This is a genomic window from Williamsia sp. D3 (assembly GCF_000506245.1).
GTDB lineage: Bacteria > Actinomycetota > Actinomycetes > Mycobacteriales > Mycobacteriaceae > Williamsia > Williamsia muralis.
In genome coordinates, this window is record NZ_AYTE01000031.1 from 42,111 (window position 1) to 58,685 (window position 16,575).

Annotated in this window: 17 protein-coding genes and 1 pseudogene; 4 read left to right on the top strand and 14 right to left on the bottom strand. The window is 65.2% G+C overall.

All coding sequences use genetic code 11. From position 1 onward, the window contains the following. Positions 1–13: 13 nt before the first annotated feature. The 6 genes from mutM to rsmD form a co-directional block, all read right to left on the bottom strand. The gene (mutM, locus tag W823_RS48315; RefSeq protein ID WP_023960359.1) at positions 14–901 is read right to left on the bottom strand and encodes a bifunctional DNA-formamidopyrimidine glycosylase/DNA-(apurinic or apyrimidinic site) lyase; all 888 of its coding nucleotides are present in this window, start codon (positions 899–901) and stop codon (positions 14–16) included. Further along, positions 894–1,628: a ribonuclease III gene (gene rnc / locus W823_RS48320; RefSeq protein WP_023960362.1), complete on the bottom strand. Its 735-nt coding sequence runs from the start codon at positions 1,626–1,628 to the stop codon at positions 894–896. Before rnc ends, mutM begins: the two co-directional genes overlap by 8 nt. Further along, a complete protein-coding gene (locus W823_RS48325; RefSeq protein ID WP_033335028.1) occupies positions 1,625–2,116 on the bottom strand; it encodes a DUF177 domain-containing protein in 492 nt (163 codons plus the stop codon). The genes rnc and W823_RS48325 overlap by 4 nt, the downstream gene beginning before the upstream one ends. 174 nt (positions 2,117–2,290) lie before the next feature. Next, entirely contained in the window at positions 2,291–3,064 is a 774-nt protein-coding gene (locus tag W823_RS48330; protein WP_023960366.1) for a DivIVA domain-containing protein, read from the bottom strand. 189 nt (positions 3,065–3,253) lie between these two features. Next, positions 3,254–3,733: a pantetheine-phosphate adenylyltransferase gene (coaD, locus tag W823_RS48335; protein ID WP_023960367.1), complete on the bottom strand. Its 480-nt coding sequence runs from the start codon at positions 3,731–3,733 to the stop codon at positions 3,254–3,256. A 33-nt stretch (positions 3,734–3,766) separates the two neighbouring features. Further along, positions 3,767–4,327, bottom strand: coding sequence for a 16S rRNA (guanine(966)-N(2))-methyltransferase RsmD (rsmD, locus tag W823_RS48340; protein WP_023960369.1), 561 nt, complete (start codon positions 4,325–4,327; stop codon positions 3,767–3,769). 189 nt (positions 4,328–4,516) lie between these two features. Between rsmD and ectA the strand changes: the two genes are divergently transcribed. The 4 genes from ectA (at position 4,517) to W823_RS48360 (ending at position 8,033) form a co-directional block, all read left to right on the top strand. After that, positions 4,517–5,044 (top strand): diaminobutyrate acetyltransferase, encoded by a 528-nt coding sequence (ectA, locus tag W823_RS48345; protein ID WP_030163700.1) that lies wholly within the window; start codon positions 4,517–4,519, stop codon positions 5,042–5,044. A 159-nt stretch (positions 5,045–5,203) separates the two neighbouring features. Then, positions 5,204–6,481, top strand: a complete 1,278-nt coding sequence (gene ectB, locus W823_RS48350; protein ID WP_023960373.1) for a diaminobutyrate--2-oxoglutarate transaminase — start codon at positions 5,204–5,206, stop codon at positions 6,479–6,481. Positions 6,482–6,526: 45 nt separating this feature from the next. Continuing rightward, positions 6,527–6,925, top strand: coding sequence for an ectoine synthase (locus tag W823_RS48355; protein ID WP_023960375.1), 399 nt, complete (start codon positions 6,527–6,529; stop codon positions 6,923–6,925). Between the two features lie 193 nt (positions 6,926–7,118). Next, positions 7,119–8,033: a Sir2 family NAD-dependent protein deacetylase gene (locus W823_RS48360; RefSeq protein ID WP_023960377.1), complete on the top strand. Its 915-nt coding sequence runs from the start codon at positions 7,119–7,121 to the stop codon at positions 8,031–8,033. On the opposite strand, the pseudogene proB reads toward W823_RS48360, so the two are convergent. The 8 genes and pseudogenes from proB to W823_RS48400 all read right to left on the bottom strand — a co-directional run bounded on the left by proB (position 7,989) and on the right by W823_RS48400 (position 16,544). After that, positions 7,989–9,112: pseudogene (gene proB / locus W823_RS48365) on the bottom strand (glutamate 5-kinase). The gene W823_RS48360 and the pseudogene proB overlap by 45 nt on opposite strands. Then, a complete protein-coding gene (obgE, locus tag W823_RS48370; protein WP_030163716.1) occupies positions 9,084–10,553 on the bottom strand; it encodes a GTPase ObgE in 1,470 nt (489 codons plus the stop codon). The pseudogene proB and the gene obgE overlap by 29 nt, the downstream one beginning before the upstream one ends. 95 nt (positions 10,554–10,648) lie before the next feature. Next, on the bottom strand, positions 10,649–10,912 hold the full coding sequence (rpmA, locus tag W823_RS48375; RefSeq protein ID WP_023960381.1) for a 50S ribosomal protein L27: 264 nt from the start codon (positions 10,910–10,912) through the stop codon (positions 10,649–10,651). A 31-nt stretch (positions 10,913–10,943) separates the two neighbouring features. Then, positions 10,944–11,255: a 50S ribosomal protein L21 gene (rplU, locus tag W823_RS48380; RefSeq protein ID WP_023960383.1), complete on the bottom strand. Its 312-nt coding sequence runs from the start codon at positions 11,253–11,255 to the stop codon at positions 10,944–10,946. 173 nt (positions 11,256–11,428) lie between these two features. Next, positions 11,429–14,887: an Rne/Rng family ribonuclease gene (locus W823_RS48385; protein ID WP_023960385.1), complete on the bottom strand. Its 3,459-nt coding sequence runs from the start codon at positions 14,885–14,887 to the stop codon at positions 11,429–11,431. A gap of 343 nt (positions 14,888–15,230) precedes the next feature. Next, positions 15,231–15,644, bottom strand: a complete 414-nt coding sequence (gene ndk, locus W823_RS48390; RefSeq protein ID WP_023960387.1) for a nucleoside-diphosphate kinase — start codon at positions 15,642–15,644, stop codon at positions 15,231–15,233. A 35-nt stretch (positions 15,645–15,679) separates the two neighbouring features. Continuing rightward, the gene (locus tag W823_RS48395) at positions 15,680–16,066 is read right to left on the bottom strand and encodes a hypothetical protein (RefSeq protein WP_023960389.1); all 387 of its coding nucleotides are present in this window, start codon (positions 16,064–16,066) and stop codon (positions 15,680–15,682) included. Positions 16,067–16,205: 139 nt separating this feature from the next. Next, a complete protein-coding gene (locus tag W823_RS48400) occupies positions 16,206–16,544 on the bottom strand; it encodes a DUF4233 domain-containing protein (RefSeq protein ID WP_051406613.1) in 339 nt (112 codons plus the stop codon). Positions 16,545–16,575: the final 31 nt, after the last annotated feature.

A 16,575-nucleotide genomic window follows, 5' to 3' on the forward strand; every position in this document is an offset into this window, starting at 1 on the left:
TAGCCGTCACGGTCTAGATGCGTGGGCGCACCTGGCAGCGTGGGCAACTGAACGAGCTGCGGTTCATGAACGCCTCGCGCCGCATCGTCGCGCCGCAACGACGACAGGCCTCCCCTTCACGGCCGTAGGCGTTCAGTGAGCGTTCGAAGTAGCCCGACTGTCCGTTGACGTTGACGTACAAGGCGTCGAATGACGTCCCACCTTGATCGAGTGCTCGCTCCATCACGTCTTTGGCGTTGTCGAGCACCGACCGTAATGCTTTGGCGCTCAACTTGTCGGTGAGCCGCCTGCCGTGGATCTTGGTGAGCCACAATGCCTCGTCGGCATAGATGTTGCCCACACCCGACACCACGGTCTGATCCAGCAGCGCACGTTTGACCTCGGTGTGCTTGGCCTTGAGCAGCCGGACAACGGCATCGGGGTCGTAGTCCGGGTCAAACGGATCGGGCGCAATGTGCGTGATCGACGCCGGCCCTGGCCCTCCGGTGGTCGAACGATGAGACGGCAGCTCGACCAGGTCGTCGACCATCCAGCCGCCGAATGTGCGTTGGTCGACAAACCGGAGTTCCTTGCCATCGTCGAGTGTCGCCCGGATTCGCAGGTGTTTCTCGTCCTCGGCACCGGCGGTCTGCACCAGCATCTGACCGCTCATTCCCAGGTGCACGACAAGAGCCAGTGCGTCGGCGCCACCGGCGGGGTCAGCTTGCAGCCACAGGTATTTGCCGCGACGACGCGCAGCCGTGACGGTCGCACCGGACAGCAGGCCGGTCAAGTCGAGTGGGCCGCCCAGATGCCGCCGGACCGCCCGTGGGTGCAGGACGTCAACGGAGACGATGCGCCTACCGACCACGTGGGCGAGCAGACCGCGCCGAACGACCTCCACCTCGGGCAGTTCAGGCATCGTCTCCGGATCCGGAGATCGCCTTCCAGGCCATCGACGCCGCGAGTTGCTCGGCTTCTTTCTTGGTCCGCCCGACTCCCGATCCCATCGGGTCGCCCGCGACAACCACCGTCGCGGTGAACTCCTTGCAATGATCCGGTCCGGTCGAGGTGATCTGGTAGGCAGGCACCCCCAGTCCCTTCTCGGCGGTCAGTTCCTGCAACGAGGTCTTCCAGTCGAGTCCGGCGCCCAGGGCGGCAGACCGGTTCAGTGCCGGCTCGAAAAGCTTCAGGACGGTCGCGCGAGCGGTTTCGAGACCGTGCTCGAGATGGACCGCGCCGATCAGCGCCTCCATGCCGTCGGCCAGGATGCTGGCCTTGTTCCGGCCACCGGTCATCTCTTCGCCCCGGCCCAGACGTAGGTGAGCTCCCAACCCGCCGGGTCCGAGTCCACGCGCGACATCGGCTAGGGCGTGCATGTTCACCACACTCGCCCGGATCTTGGCCAACTCGCCTTCGGGGCGATCGGGATGGGTGCGGTACAGCTGCTCGGTGATCACCACCCCCAACACCGAATCACCGAGGAACTCCAGCCGTTCGTTGGTCGGCAGGCGACCGTGTTCGTACGCGTAAGAACGATGGGTCAGAGCCAGGGTGAGCATCTCATCAGACAGGGAGATATCCAGTGCGGCAAGAAGATCGGCGTGATCGGAGTGCACTTGCGCGGCACCACGGTCGGTTTCGGTCACTTCTTCGACTCGGGTTCCTCGGCGAACTTCGCGGCAAGACCAGCCCACCGCGGATCGATCTTGTCGTGGTGATGACCGGGGTCCGCAACGGCAAGGCGTACACCGCATTCGGGACACAGCCCGGGGCAATCAGGTGAGCACAGCGGCGCATTGGGGAGGTCGAGCGCCACCGCGTCGACGATGGCCTGCTCGAGATCGATGGTGTCATCGACGATGCGATGGACCTCGTCGGCGTCCGTGGTCTCGTCGGTCACGCTGTCCGGATAGGCGAACAGTTCGGTCAGATAGACGCTCGACGTTCCCGCGATGGGCTCGAGGCAGCGAACACATTGCCCCTCGGTCTCACCACTGACGCACCCGGTGACCAGAACACCCTCGGACACGGCTTCGAGCCGCAAGTCGAGGTCGATGTCACTGCCGGCCGGGATGGCGATCATGTCCAGGCCGATGCGAGGGGCAGAGGTGATGGCACGATGCACCTCCTGCATCGAACCGGCACGTCGTCCGAGACTGCGAATGTCCAGACTGAACGGGCCGGTGGCGGGGCGATCGTGGCGGGTTGAATTACTCTCACGCTGCGACACAGGGAACCACGATACGCCCCTGATCACCGCATGCGACAATCCTGACGCCGCGCCGCGCCGCCGATCAAGACGCGGTGGTCAGACCGCCATTCCGGTGCCGAAATCCCCACGGTGGACATGCTCGGCGTAGTCGTGCACCCCTGCGCCCGTCCGAAGCTGTTGCCGACCACGATTGACCGAGCGGATCGTCCCGGTGAGGAGTTCCTCGAACTCGGCCAATTTGTTGTCCACGTAGATGTCGCATTCGCCGCGCAGACGATCGGACTCGACGTGTGCCGCGTCGATGACCCGCTCGGACTCGGCACGGGCAGCCTGGACCACCTCGGTCTCGGAGACTAGCCGTTGCTGCTCGGCGATGCCCTCTGCCACCGAGCGCTCGTAGTTCGCGTTGCCCGAGGCGATCATGCGTTCGGCCTCGGCGTGCGCACGCCCGGTCACGGACTCGTATTCACGATGGGCTGCCGAGGCCACCCGTTCGGCCTCCGCGGTGGCGTCCGCCAGCAGTTGTCCCGAGTGCGACTGGGCCTCGGCAACCATGCGGTCGGCCTGCGCCTTCGCCTCCGACAGGAGGCGATCGGCCTCTGCACGCGAATGCGCCAGCAACGAATCGGACTCCGCGGTGGCCTCACCGACGAGGGTGTCGGCGCGCATGCGCGCGTCGCCGATCAGCTTGTCGCGCTGATCGAGGACGTCCTGCGCGTCGTCGAGGTCGCCGGGGATGGCGTCCTTGACGTCGTCGAGCAATTCGAGCACGTCGCCTCTGGGGACCACGCAACCCGCAGTCATCGGCACACTGCGCGCTTCTTCGACGATGGCGCCCAATTCGTCCAGCGCTTCGAATACCCGGTACACAGCTACCTCACTCCTCGTCGCGACATCGGCCGGTGACCTACTAGGTCCCCACCCGCGTGCAAACAGTGGTTGGTGTTAATTCTGTGACTATTGTGCCCACTGGTACGCCTGAGACTCGTCAACCTACGGGGCGTGTCGTGGTACCAAACCAGGATCTGACCCGCTCGGCGGCCTGCCCGGACCGACCGGTCAACGAGCGGAGAGTTTGGCGAGCAGTTGTTCGTGGACCACCGGCGGCAGGAACTCGGTGACCGGTCCACCGAGAGTGGCGACTTCCTTCACCAGCGAGCTCGAGACATGGGCCAGACGCGGGTCGGTCAGCATGAAAATGGTCTCTGCCCCGGTGAGATCCCGGTTCATCTGCGCCATCGGCAGCTCGTATTCGAAATCCACGGCGCCGCGCAGGCCCTTCACGATCGTGTTCATCCCCTGCGAACGCACATAGTCCACGAGCAATCCCTGCCAGCTGTCGACCCGAACGTTGGGCAGATGAGAGGTGGTCTCCTGCAGGAGCGCGATGCGTTCGGGGATCGTGAAAAGACCACTCTTCTTCGGATTGACCATCACGGTGATCACCAGCTCATCGAACCGGGCGGCAGCCCGCTCGAAGACGAACAGATGACCTGAGGTCACCGGGTCGAATGAACCCGGACAAACAGCTCCCGACATGGGAGTCAAGTTATCAGCCTGCGGGCAGTCGACTCACCCATGAGGCGGGCGGTACAGGGCAACCTCGACCCGGGTTTCCCCATACCGGCGGATGATGACGTCATCGAACTCGGACGGCCACCGGGTGTCGGCCGCGCGAGCAGCGCGCTCCAGCACGACCAGTCCCCCGTCGGAGACCGCCCCGTCCGCGAGCTGCCGAACCAGGTGCGCAACCTCATCGTCGGGCAGATCGTAGGGCGGATCGGCGAGCACGAGGTCGTAGGCACCGCCGCTGCGCTCGAGATGTTCAGCCGCTCGGCGGCGGATCACCCGCCCGCCCGACAACCCCGACGCCCTGACATTCGCCTCGATGATCTTCACCGCTTTGGCGTCGGCCTCCACGAACATCACCGATTCGGCCCCCCGCGACAACGCCTCGAGCCCCAGCGCGCCGCTTCCGGCGAACAGATCGAGCACGATCAGCCCGGTGAAGTCGATACGGGCCGCCAAGATGTTGAACATCGATTCCCGCACCCGGTCGGTGGTCGGCCGGGTGCCGGCGGCGGGCACCGACAGTCGGCGACCGCGGGCCGAGCCGGCGATGATGCGGGTCATGCGTCCATTGTTTCGGGTGTCCGGCCCGGCCCCGGAACCCGGGTCGGGCGGCCCAACTACTTGCAGCCTGCAAGTTTTTGTGAGCCACCTCACAAACCGGGGTTGAACAGGGCTTATACCGGCGCTTTTGCGGTCAATTTCGACAACCGGGTGACTTTCGTGTGACACGTTGTTAACTTCAAATTCGATATGAGCCCAACTCAGATCAGCGCTACCCTAACCGCCGCGCCGGACGCGGTGGCATTTCGTTCGCCAAAGGTTTCCGACGGAGTCCGGCTCTGGGAAATCGCCCGTGACTCGCAAGTTCTCGATCTCAACTCGAGTTACGCCTACCTGCTGTGGTGCAAGGATTACGCCGAGACATCGGTGGTCGCCGAAGTGGACGGACGCGTCGTCGGCTTTGTCACCGGTTACCTTCGCCCCGAACTCCCCGATGTGGTGATGGTGTGGCAGGTCGCTGTCGACGCCGACCAACGGGGACTCGGGCTGGCTGGAAAAATGCTGTCCCAGTTGATGGATCGACTGGAGCCGCGTGGCATCACCACCCTGCACACAACGATCAGTCCGGACAACGAGGCGTCGGTGGCCCTGTTCACCGCCCTGGCCGAACGTCGTGGCATGAGCATCACCAAGGAGAACTTCTTCTCCCCCGCCGACTTCCCGGACGACCACGAACCAGAAGATCTGTACGCCGTCGCACCGCGACGCCCGAGATGATCTGTCGCGGTTAGGAACACCGCATCCGACCACCGCTACCCGTGGTCACTTCACGGCAGAGCCGGGACCGACCCGGCCGCCACATCGTCACCAGTTGGAATACAGCTGTATTTTTCGCACCCTACTGTGCTTCAGGCACACCCGGAGGACACGACAGACATGACTGCATCCATCCAAGAAACGTTTTCCAGCAACATTTTCGAGACCCGCGAGTCCGAGGTTCGTAGCTACAGTCGCGGCTGGCCGGCAATCTTCACCAAGGCCAAGGGCGCATGGCTCACCGACCGCGACGGCAAGCAATACCTCGACTTCTTCGCCGGCGCCGGTGCATTGAACTACGGGCACAACAACCCGATCCTCAAGTCGGCCCTGCTCGACTACATCGAGAACGACGGCATCACTCACGGTCTGGACATGTCCACCGTCGCGAAAGGCGAGTTCCTGCAGGCATTCCAGGACAAGATCCTGCTGCCGCGCGGACTCGACTACAAGGTCCAGTTCCCCGGACCCACCGGTGCCAACACCGTCGAAAGCGCTCTGAAGCTTGCCCGCAAGGTGACCGGTCGTACATCGATCATCAACTTCACCAACGCATTTCACGGTATGACCCTGGGAGCACTCTCGGTCACCGGCAACTCGATGAAGCGCGCCGGCGCAGGTATTCCCCTGGTGCACGCCACTCCGATGCCGTTCGACAACTACTTCGACGGTGTCGTGGAGGATTTCAGCTGGTTCGAGCGCGTTCTCGACGACTCGGGTAGCGGTCTCAACCGTCCGGCAGCCGTGATCGTCGAGACCGTCCAGGGCGAAGGCGGCGTCAACGTGGCCCGGCCGGAATGGCTCAGGGCCCTCGCCGAACTCTGCAAGCGGCGCGAGATCCTCTTGATCGTCGACGACGTCCAGATGGGCTGTGGCCGGACCGGACCGTTCTTCTCGTTCGAGATCGCCGACATCGAGCCCGACATCGTCACGATGTCGAAGTCGATCAGCGGCTACGGAATGCCCATGGCACTGACACTGTTCAAACCGCACCTCGACGTGTGGGCACCGGGCGAGCACAACGGCACCTTCCGCGGCAACAACCCCGCCTTCGTCACCGCCAAGAAAGCGATCGACACCTACTGGTCGGACGACAAGTTCGAGAACGAGGTCATCGCCAAGGGTGAGCGGATCCGCGACTCGTTCATCTCGCTGTGCAGCGCGCACCAGGGCATCACGACCCGCGGTCGGGGCATGGTCCAGGGACTGGTGTTCGACGACGCCGAAAAGGCAGGCAAGGTGTGCGCACTCGCGTACGACCGTGGGCTGCTCGTCGAGACCTCCGGCCCGTCAGACCAGGTCGTCAAGTTGCTGCCGCCGCTGACCATCACCATCGAAGAGCTCGATCAGGGGCTGGCGATCCTCGGCCAGGCCACGGCCGAGGTGCTCAGCGCCTGAGCCAGCCCGACTCGACGAAAACCCAAGCGCGCGAAAGGACTACACGTGATCGTACGTACCACCAAGGAAATCACCGGCACCGAACGTGATGTCGAGGCGGAGAACGGCAACTGGCGTTCCAAGCGCATCGTCCTCGGCGGCGACAAAGTGGGGTTCTCCTTCCACGAGACGACCATCAAGGCAGGTTCGGTCAACGAGTTCCACTACGCCAACCATGTCGAAGCGGTATGGCTTGTGGAAGGCGCGGGGACCCTCACCGATCGCGAGACCGGCGAGGTGTACCCGCTCGGGCCGGGCACGATGTATCTCCTCAACGGGCACGAACGGCATACGGTCACCGCTGACACCGAGCTGCGCATGCTCTGTGTGTTCAATCCGCCGGTGGTCGGAACCGAAACGCACGACGAGAACGGCGTCTACCCGCTGGTGACCGTCGGCACCTGACCGGTTCGCCGGATGGCGGGCCCTGAACCCGGGCTTCGCTGGGTAGCGTTGTGCTGGCGCTTGTGCGATTGCGTCAGATGCCCGGGCCCTCCGACCGTCACCCGAGGCGAACCAGCAAGAAACTCGGCACCCCGACGGGGGTGCCGAGTTCTCGTCGCCGGGGAGCCGTCGCGGTCGGGGTATTCTGGACGAGGTGCGAACCCGCCCCATTCGCTGGACACCGGCCCAGCCCACCGCACCGGACCCCGATCTGCCCCATCGGATCGACGAGCTGGCACAGCTCCTCGACGGACGTCGTGTGCTCGCGCTGACCGGCGCCGGGATGTCGACCGATTCAGGGATACCGGACTACCGCAGCCCCGGAACTCCCCCACGGACGCCGATGACGATCGAGATGTTCTTGAGCTCGAGCGACTTCCGCCGTCACTACTGGGCACGTAATCACCTCGGCTGGCGTCACATGGACGCAGCGGTTCCCAACGCGGGCCACCGCGCCCTCGCCGCCTTGGAACGCCGGGGCACGGTGAGCGGTGTGATCACGCAGAACGTCGACATGCTCCATCTCAAGGCCGGCAACCGCGCTGTGCTCGAACTCCACGGCAGCTACGGGCGTGTTCGTTGCCTTGATTGCGAACACCGGGTCTCCCGGCACCGGCTTGCCGAACTCCTGGAGCCGGCAAACGCCGAGTTCGTCAGCAGGATTCGTGGCCGCGGCGCCATCGAGGTGGCCCCCGACGCCGATGTGGTTGTGGAGGACACCACCGACTTCGCGATGCTCGACTGTCCGGACTGCGGCGGAATACTCAAACCAGACATCGTCTACTTCGGCGAAAGCGTGCCGAAAACAGTTGTGCAGCAAGGCTATTCGATGGTCGATGATGCCGATGCGGTACTTGTCCTGGGGTCATCCCTGACGGTGATGAGTGGGCTGAGATTTGTTCGGCACGCCAGGCGTACCGGCAAACCGATCGCCATCGTCAACCGGGGACACACTCGCGGCGACGAGTGCGCGACCATGAAGATCGACGGTTCGTGCTCGGAGGTGCTGACCGGGTGGCTGGAGTCAGACCGCGACGAGATCGTCGGCGTGAACCACCGGCCGTCGTAGATCAGGGGGCAGATCGGCCTTCGACTTGCCCACCATCTGGGCCACCTCGGTGGCGTCGTACGCCACGACCCCCCTGGCCATCGTGTGGCCGGACTTATCCGTCAGATCGACCACGTCGCCACCGTAGAACCGGCCCGACACCGCGGTGATACCGGCCGACAGCAGTGAACGGCGCGCGGTGGCAACGGCCTGCACCGCCCCGTCATCGAGCACCAGACGTCCACTGGCTTCTGCGGCGTGCCGCACCCAGAACCTGCGCGCCGAAAGTCGTTGCGGTCGAGGCGCAAACGCAGTACCGACCGAGGCATCGGTCAGCGCTGCGGCGACATCGGCCGCCGCTGCCAGCAGCACCGGCAACCCGGCATCCGCGGCGAGGCGGGCAGCCGACAACTTCGATGCCATGCCACCGGTCCCCAAGGCGCCACCGGTGCCGGCGATCACACCGTCGAGGTCCTCGGGGCCGTCGACTCAGAGATCATGGAGGCGTTGCCCTTGCGGGGATCCCCGTCGTAGAGACCGTCGACATCGGACAGAAGGACCAGCGCATCAGCGCCCGCCAGGTGCGCGACCAGAGCCGCCAGCCGATCGTTGTCGCCGAAGCGGATCTCGTTGGTTGCCACGGTGTCGTTCTCGTTGACGATCGCGACCGCGCCGAGAGACCGCAATCGATCGAGGGTGCGCTGCGCATTGGCGTGGTGTGCACGCAGCGAGATGTCATGGGCCGTCAGCAGAACTTGCCCGACGGTGCGACCGTATCGGGCGAACGACGTGTTCCACGCGTGCGCGAGGGCCAGCTGACCGACGCTGGCCGCTGCCTGCTTGGTGGCCAGATCCTTCGGCCGGCTCTTGAGACCCAACGGCGCGATACCCGCTCCGATTGCGCCGGACGACACCACGATGACATCCGAGCCGGCCTGCATCCGCGCTTCGATCGCATCGGCGAGGGCATCGAGACGGCCTGTGTCCAGGCCGGTCGCCAACTCGGTCAGAGCCGAGGAGCCGATCTTGACCACAACGCTGCGAGCTCCCGAAATCTGTTGCCGGGTAACACTAGCCACGTTCGTCCGGATCCTCGGCATCCACATCGAGGCCGCGCCGCAGCCGTCGTGCGATCTTGCGCTCGGAGGCACCGACACGCTCCGGGCGATCCAGACGGATATCGGTACCGCGACCGCTCATGGGGAAGTCCTCCGCGACAGGCGTCTGCGGTTCCCACTCGAAGGACACGTCTCCGATGGTGACCGGGCAGCCGGGCTCGGCGCCCTGCTTGACCAGTTCCGCCTCGACACCGAGCCGGTTGAGTCGGTCGGCGAGATATCCGACGGCTTCGTCGTTCTCGAACTGCGTCTGCTTGATCCAGCGCTCCGGCCGCGTACCACGCACGATGAAACCACCGGGCTGATCGGGATCGGCGATCACCGAGAAACCGTTGTCGTCGGTGGGGATCGGGCGGATCACCGGGCGCCTGGCAACCGGTTTCGGATGGTCGATGCGGTACTGGCGCACCATGTCGGCCAGTGCGTAGGTGAGTTCCTTGAGGCCCTTGTGGGAGACGGCAGAGATCGCGTACACCGGCCAGCCACGTTCTTGCAGTTCAGGAGTGACCATCTCGGCGAGTTCGGCCGCATCGGGCACGTCGGTCTTGTTCAGGATGACCACGCGAGGCCGGTCGGCGAGATGCCCGAGACCGGTATCTGCCTGCAGAGCGGGCTGATACGCGGCCAACTCGGCCTCCAGCGCGTCGATGTCCGACACCGGGTCTCGACCGGGCTCGAGAGTGGCGCAATCGACCACGTGCGCAAGCACCGCACAGCGTTCGAGGTGACGGAGGAACTCCAACCCCAGCCCGCGGCCGGCAGACGCTCCCGGAATCAGCCCAGGAACGTCCGCGACGGTGAAGACATCTGAACCACTGTTCACCACACCAAGATTCGGCTGAAGCGTGGTGAAAGGGTAATCGGCGATCTTCGGCTTGGCCGCCGAGAGCACCGAGACGAGAGACGATTTGCCTGCGGACGGGAAACCAACGAGGCCGACGTCGGCGACGGATTTGAGTTCGAGGACGAGTTCGCGGACCTCGCCTTCCTCCCCCAGCAGAGCGAAGCCAGGCGCCTTACGCGCCTTGGACGCCAGCGAGGCGTTACCGAGACCACCTCGTCCACCGGACGCCGCAGCGAAAGTGGTTCCCGCACCGACCATGTCGGCCAGGAGCCGACCGTCGCGGTCGAGCACCATGGTGCCGTCAGGGACAGGAAGAACCAGTGGTTCCCCGTTTGCGCCGTCACGGTTGGCACCCGCACCGGGCCGGCCGTTACCGGCCTTCGCGTGCGGATGGAAGTGGAAGTCGAGCAGGGTGTGAACCTGCGGGTCGACCACGAGGGTGACATCGCCACCGTTGCCACCGTTGCCGCCGTCGGGTCCGCCGAGGGGTTTGAACTTCTCGCGGTGCACCGATGAGCAGCCATGACCACCGTTGCCCGCCGTTGCGTGAATCGTCACGCGGTCAACAAATCTGGACATGGAACCACCTGTGAGAGAGTTTGGAATTTTCTAAGGGGCGGGCGGGATCTGGTGATCCTGCCCGCCCCTTAGGAGCTGGATTGCATTGCGCCGGATCAGGCCTGCGCAGGCTCCGGAACGATGTTCACGGTCTTGCGGCCACGCTTGCTGCCGAACTCCACAGCACCGGGAGCCAGGGCGAACAGCGTGTCGTCGCCGCCACGTCCGACATTCACGCCGGGGTGAAAGTGCGTGCCGCGCTGGCGGACCAGGATCTCACCGGCGCTCACCTGCTGGCCGCCGAAGCGCTTCACACCGAGTCGCTGAGCATTCGAGTCGCGCCCGTTGCGCGAGCTGGATGCACCCTTCTTATGTGCCATGACAGTTCTCCTGAAAAGTGTGGGGGCGTGCTTACTTGATGCCGGTGACCTTGAGGACCGTCAACTTCTGACGGTGACCCTGACGCTTGTGGTAGCCGGTCTTGTTCTTGAACTTGTGGATGCGGATCTTCGGACCCTTGACGTGCTCGACGACCTCACCGGTCACCGAGATCTTCGCCAACTTGTCGGCGTCCGTGGTCAGATCGGCACCGTCGACGACAAGCGTCACGGGAAGTGAGACGGTCGCGCCGAGTTCACTGTCGATCTTCTCGACCTTCACCAGATCGCCTTCAGCGACCTTGTACTGCTTACCGCCGGTCTTGACGATCGCGTACGTTGCCATCGGAGAGCTACCTCTTACTGTCTGTCGTGTGTTGTTCGGGCTCTTGCCCGTTGCCGATCCGGCCGGGCGCCGTCTTTCCGAGCACAGCGCAATCCGTCCGCCGAATGGCGACTGATCCAGGTTACGGGAGTGTGGCGGGCCGGGTCAAACTGACCCGGTACGACCCGCAATCCTCACTCCTCCACCGGCGGACCTGCAGGTCGTCCGGCTGCGCGCCGTCGCGGCGTGCGCCGTACCGCCACAGCCGGCTCGGTGGACGTGGAGGTCCCGACCGGCCCCGACGTGGTCACCGGTGAGGCGATGACCTCGGCGATGACAGCGGGATCGGTCGCCGTGGTGGGAGCCGCCGGCTTGCGCCGCACTGCGCGTCGCCGTTTTGGCGGGGCACTCTGCGGCGTTTGTCCGGATTCGTCAGCGGTGCTCTGCTGCGGGTCACCGGCCGCCTGGGTTGCCGGGCTGTGTGCCGTTTCGTCCACGGGGCTCGCGGTCTCGGATGTGCCCGACTTCTCGGGCTTCTGGGATTCCTCGGGCTTCTGCGATTTCTCGGACTTCGCGGACTTCTTGGGGGCAGCCGACGCCGACCGGTCTGCGTCCGATGACGTGATGGCCGGAGCGGGGTCACCGTGAACCTTCGCCGACCCTGCAGCCGTGTCCTCGACGGCCGCAGACGCGGACATCGTGGACGTGGTCTCCTCGGTGCCGGCCGCGGTGCGGGCAGCAGCGATGCCGGACTGCTCCGAACCCGTCTCCGTGACCTCGAAATCGGTCTCCGTTTCGGGTGTCTCGGAATCGGGCGTGTGGCTGGCCATCGCCCGGAACATCGGGTGCTCGGCGGGACTGTGGGCAGCCGGTTTGCTCTCGACAGCTGCAGGCTGATCCGCTTTGCCACCACGACGGTTGCGCCGCGCCCTCTTGGTGTTGTCGCCGCGGCCTGCCTGATCGTCGCCGGACGAGATCTCGACCGGGTTGGCGTGCACGACGATGCCGCGCCCGTTACAGCAGGTGCAGGTGGTCGAGAATGCTTCGAGCAAACCGGTTCCGAGGCGCTTTCGCGTCATCTGCACCAAGCCGAGCGACGTCACCTCCGACACCTGATGGCGGGTGCGATCGCGGCCCAATGCCTCGGTGAGCCTGCGCAGGACCAGGTCTCGGTTCGACTCGAGGACCATGTCGATGAAGTCGACGATGATCATGCCGCCGATGTCGCGCAACCTCATCTGCCGGACGATCTCTTCGGCAGCCTCGAGGTTGTTGCGGGTCACCGTCTCTTCGAGGTTTCCGCCCGAGCCGGTGAACTTGCCTGTGTTCACGTCGACGACGGTCATCGCCTCGGTGTGCTCGATGATCAGCGTTCCACCGGAGGGCAACCACACCTTGCGGTCCAATGCCTTTGCCAACTGCTCGTCGATCCGGTGCACGTCGAACACGTCAGGCGCATCGGCGTGGGCCTTCTCGAAGCGCTCAGTGCGGTCGAGCAGGTCGGGTGCAACGCCTCGGACGTAGTTCTCCACCTGGTTCCAGGCACCGTTGCCCTCGACGATGAGCTTCTTGAAGTCTTCGTTGAAGAGGTCACGGACCACCTTCACGAGAAGGTCCGGCTCTTCGTACAACGTCTGCGGCGCACCGGATTTCGAGCTACCGGCCGCCGAGGTGGCCGCGTTGATGGTTTCCCACTGCTGTTGCAGACGTTCGATGTCGGCCGTCAGCTCTTCGGCCGAGACACCTTCGGACGCGGTGCGGATGATCACACCGGCGTCGTCGGGAACGATCTTGCCGAGGATCTGCTTGAGGCGTTTACGCTCGGTGTCGGGGAGCTTGCGGCTGATCCCGGTGGAACCGCCGCCCGGCACGTACACCAGGTACCGGCCGGCCAGGGAGATCTGCGTGGTCAAACGGGCACCCTTGTGCCCAACCGGGTCCTTGCTGACCTGGACCAGAACCTGGTCACCGGGACGCAGGGCCTGTTCGATCTTGCGTGAACCGCCATCGAGACCGGCTGCGTCCCAGTTCACCTCACCGGCGTAGAGGACGCCGTTGCGTCCCCGTCCGATGTCGACGAAGGCAGCTTCCATGCCGGGCAGGACGTTCTGCACCCGACCGAGGTAGATGTTGCCCACCATCGACGAGGAGTTGGACGTGGTCACGAAGTGCTCGACCAGTACGCCGTCTTCCAGCACCGCAACCTGCGTGTAATCGCGAGTCTGCTGGTTCGAGGAATCGGCGTTGCCGTCGGAGTGCGTGTCCCCATGAGTGACGGTTGCGGCCACACCCGAGCGTTCGCGCACAACCATCACCCGGTCGACCGCTTCGCGGCGGGCCAGGAATTCCGACTCACTCAGGATGGGTGGACGACGCCGTCCCGCGTCGCGGCCATCGCGGCGTCGCTGGCGCTTGGCCTCGAGACGGGTGGACCCGGAGATGCCCTGCACCTCATCGCGGCCGCGCGACTTGTTCCGTGGCTCGCGTTCGTGCACCACCGTGTTGGGCGGGTCGTCGGCAGGCAGCGGTTCGTCGCCCTCTCCGCCTTTGCGGCGGCGCCTGCGACGACGCCGGCGATTTGCCGAGGTGCCGTCGCCCGAGTCGTCCTGATCGTCGGAGTCCGAGGAGTCCGGCTGGTCGGAGTCGTCGTCATCGCCACTGGCCGTCTCGTCGGCGGGGGCGTCGGACGCCGAGCCGTCTGGGCCCTGCTCGTTGTCGCCTTCGGAGTCGGGCCGGGCTTTCTTCGGCCTACTCCGCTTTCGCCTGTTCCCCGATTTCGTCTCGGGCTTGGCGGCTTCGTCGTCGGTGTCGGAGGCGTCGTCAGCGTCTGCCGAGGCGCCGTCCTGGGTCTCTCGCGCCGGCTCTCCGGCCGAATCGGTGGCGTCCGTGTCCGAATCGTCGTCGCCGAAGTCACCGCCAGCCTGGTCACCGCGTCCACGACCGCGACCACGACGACCGCGACGCCGTTTCCGCGAACCCGATTCGCTCTCGTCGTCCGAATCGTCGGTATCGGTGTCGGCGTCCGCGTCGAACGAGTCCTTGGTGCTCTGCGGGATGGGAGCTGATTGTTCTGCCGACAGGAAGAGCGGCGATCCTGCCCCTGCCCCGGCAGAGGCCGTCGGCGTGTGCCGAGGCTGCTCCTCTTCCACCGCGGAGAAGAGACTGGGAATCGACCTCTCGCGTGGTGCTGACTCCGGCGCCTTGTCAGCGGGCTCGGCCTCGGCCGGCGCGTCCTCACTGGGTGCAGTTGCCGCCGCAGCGACCTCGGCATCCTCGGGTGGGGAGACATCCTCTGGTGCCGGCTCGGCGACAGGCGCAGCCGATACCTCCGCCGAGGGCTCGGTCTCGACCGGCACGTCGGCCGGCTGGGGGTCGGCCGGCGGGGCGTCGACATCGGCGGTGATCGCATCGTCGCCCTCCACCGTCTCGTCGGCGGGCGGCGGATTGATCCGGTCGCGTACCGCGATGGCAGTGCTGCGCACGATGCTCGACTGTGGGCTGCGAGCCGCGATGCCCAGCTCGGCGAGGTGCGCGAGCACCTCGCGGCTGCTGAGGCCAAGAATCCTGGCCAGCGCGTGCACTCGTAGTTTGTGCGGGAATTCTTGCGCCGAACCTGTGCTGTTCAGTTCGTCCGGCGACTGCGTGTCGGCCACGTATTCTCCTCAAGCCCCCGGGCGCGGATAAACGCGGCCACGCGAGGGCTGTGCTATTTACCCGGACTGCGCCGGGATTGTAGGTCTCGCTTCGCCCTATGTCGGCGGGGATGACCCCGCGTTCACCGGCGATGCCTGGCGTGATGACTGACTGATGTCGAGCGCCACGATGTCCACACCACGCCATGTGAAAACCACATGAGTGGGGACCGAGCACCCGAGCTGATCATCTGGCAGTCGACGCCCGCGAGGGCTCGACAACCTCTGTCAGTATCCCACACAACTGTGGTCCGGCGGTCCAGACCTCCGACATCGCCGGCACAGAGGCCGACAGCGAGTCCGATCAGCCGAGGTCAGGGAACCAGAGATTGATTTCGCGTTCGGCCGAATCGGGCGAGTCCGACCCGTGGACAAGATTGAACTGGGTGCTGAGCGCATAGTCCCCGCGGATCGTCCCGGGTACGGCCTTCTCCACCGGATCGGTTCCGCCGGCGATCTGCCGAAAGGCAGCCACGGCGCGCGGGCCCTCGAGCACTGCCGCGACCAGAGGGCCCGACGTGATGAATTCGAGCAGCGACGGATAGAAGGGCTTGCCCTCGTGCTCCGCGTAGTGTCCCGCAGCGACGTCGTCGCTGACGGTCTTGAGTTCCAGAGCCACCAGGGTCAAGCCCTTGCGCTCGATGCGGCCGATGATGTCGCCGACCAGGCCGCGCTTCACACCGTCGGGCTTGATGAGTACCAGAGTCCGTTCAGTCACCCGGTCAGCCTAGCCCGCCGGTCGAGGGCACCGCCCTACGGCTGGCAGTACGCGCCGTCAACTCCGAAGAACCCGTAGCTGAACACGCCACCCGTGGTGGGCGCCGGATCGATGACGACCTGGATACAGCCGCCCGGCGACGCAAGCGCCTCTTGTACCGCGACGTCGAAACGCGCGGCCAGTGCCAGGTTCGCCGGCTTGTACTCGGCGGGCACCGGGAGCGACGCCACGAACTCCGGCAGGTCCATATCCGCGGCCCGCTGAGTCAGAGCATGGGTCGCGGTGTAACTGAACTGACTGCCACCCACCGGCATGGGTGGGCCCGCGACAGCCGATGCCGAGCCCGCACCGAGTGCAGTCCCCGCGACGATGCAGGCGGCGCCGGCTGCGAGTACGGCAGGAACGGATGCGAGACGAGACATAAAAGATGGGCCTTTCGACGGTTACGTGTGTGTGCGATCTTGTCAGCGTCGATGGCTCCACGGAACCCGAAATGCGAGTTTTCAGGTCACGTTCCGGCAACAACAAAAATCGTTACCGGACAACACGATTTGACCTGCGTCAGTCGGTGATCGGCTCTTGCCCGTTCAGCAAGCCGCGTTCCATTCGGAGACGAACGTCCCGCTTGATGTAGGCGATGTACAACCACACCAGCAGGAACACCACACCGACGGCCCCGATGGACCAGTGGACGATCCACCCGGCCACGGTGATCACTTGCAGCGCAAGGTCATACGGAAGCGCCCAGCTTCTGCCCTGCAGTCCCGAACCCAGGATGAGAGCGAGCGTCAGCACACCGAGATACACAGCCGACCACGCCGTCAGTCCACCGCCGACCCGGACGACGATCGGAAATGCCAGCATCACCACTATTGCTTCCAGGATGAGCGTTCCGGCCATCACACCCCGTAAACCACGCCACGGATCGACC

Coding starts and splice junctions, on each gene's coding strand:
- W823_RS48395 (WP_023960389.1), bottom strand. CDS start 16,066: ATGTCTCGTCTCGCATCCGTTCCTGCCGTACTCGCAGCCGGCGCCGCC.
- mutM (WP_023960359.1), bottom strand. CDS start 901: ATGCCTGAACTGCCCGAGGTGGAGGTCGTTCGGCGCGGTCTGCTCGCC.
- rplU (WP_023960383.1), bottom strand. CDS start 11,255: ATGGCAACGTACGCGATCGTCAAGACCGGCGGTAAGCAGTACAAGGTC.
- rsmD (WP_023960369.1), bottom strand. CDS start 4,327: ATGACCCGCATCATCGCCGGCTCGGCCCGCGGTCGCCGACTGTCGGTG.
- W823_RS48400 (WP_051406613.1), bottom strand. CDS start 16,544: ATGGCCGGAACGCTCATCCTGGAAGCAATAGTGGTGATGCTGGCATTT.
- coaD (WP_023960367.1), bottom strand. CDS start 3,733: ATGTCGGGAGCTGTTTGTCCGGGTTCATTCGACCCGGTGACCTCAGGT.
- ectA (WP_030163700.1), top strand. CDS start 4,517: ATGAGCCCAACTCAGATCAGCGCTACCCTAACCGCCGCGCCGGACGCG.
- obgE (WP_030163716.1), bottom strand. CDS start 10,553: ATGTCCAGATTTGTTGACCGCGTGACGATTCACGCAACGGCGGGCAAC.
- rpmA (WP_023960381.1), bottom strand. CDS start 10,912: ATGGCACATAAGAAGGGTGCATCCAGCTCGCGCAACGGGCGCGACTCG.
- W823_RS48325 (WP_033335028.1), bottom strand. CDS start 2,116: ATGCAGGAGGTGCATCGTGCCATCACCTCTGCCCCTCGCATCGGCCTG.
- ectB (WP_023960373.1), top strand. CDS start 5,204: ATGACTGCATCCATCCAAGAAACGTTTTCCAGCAACATTTTCGAGACC.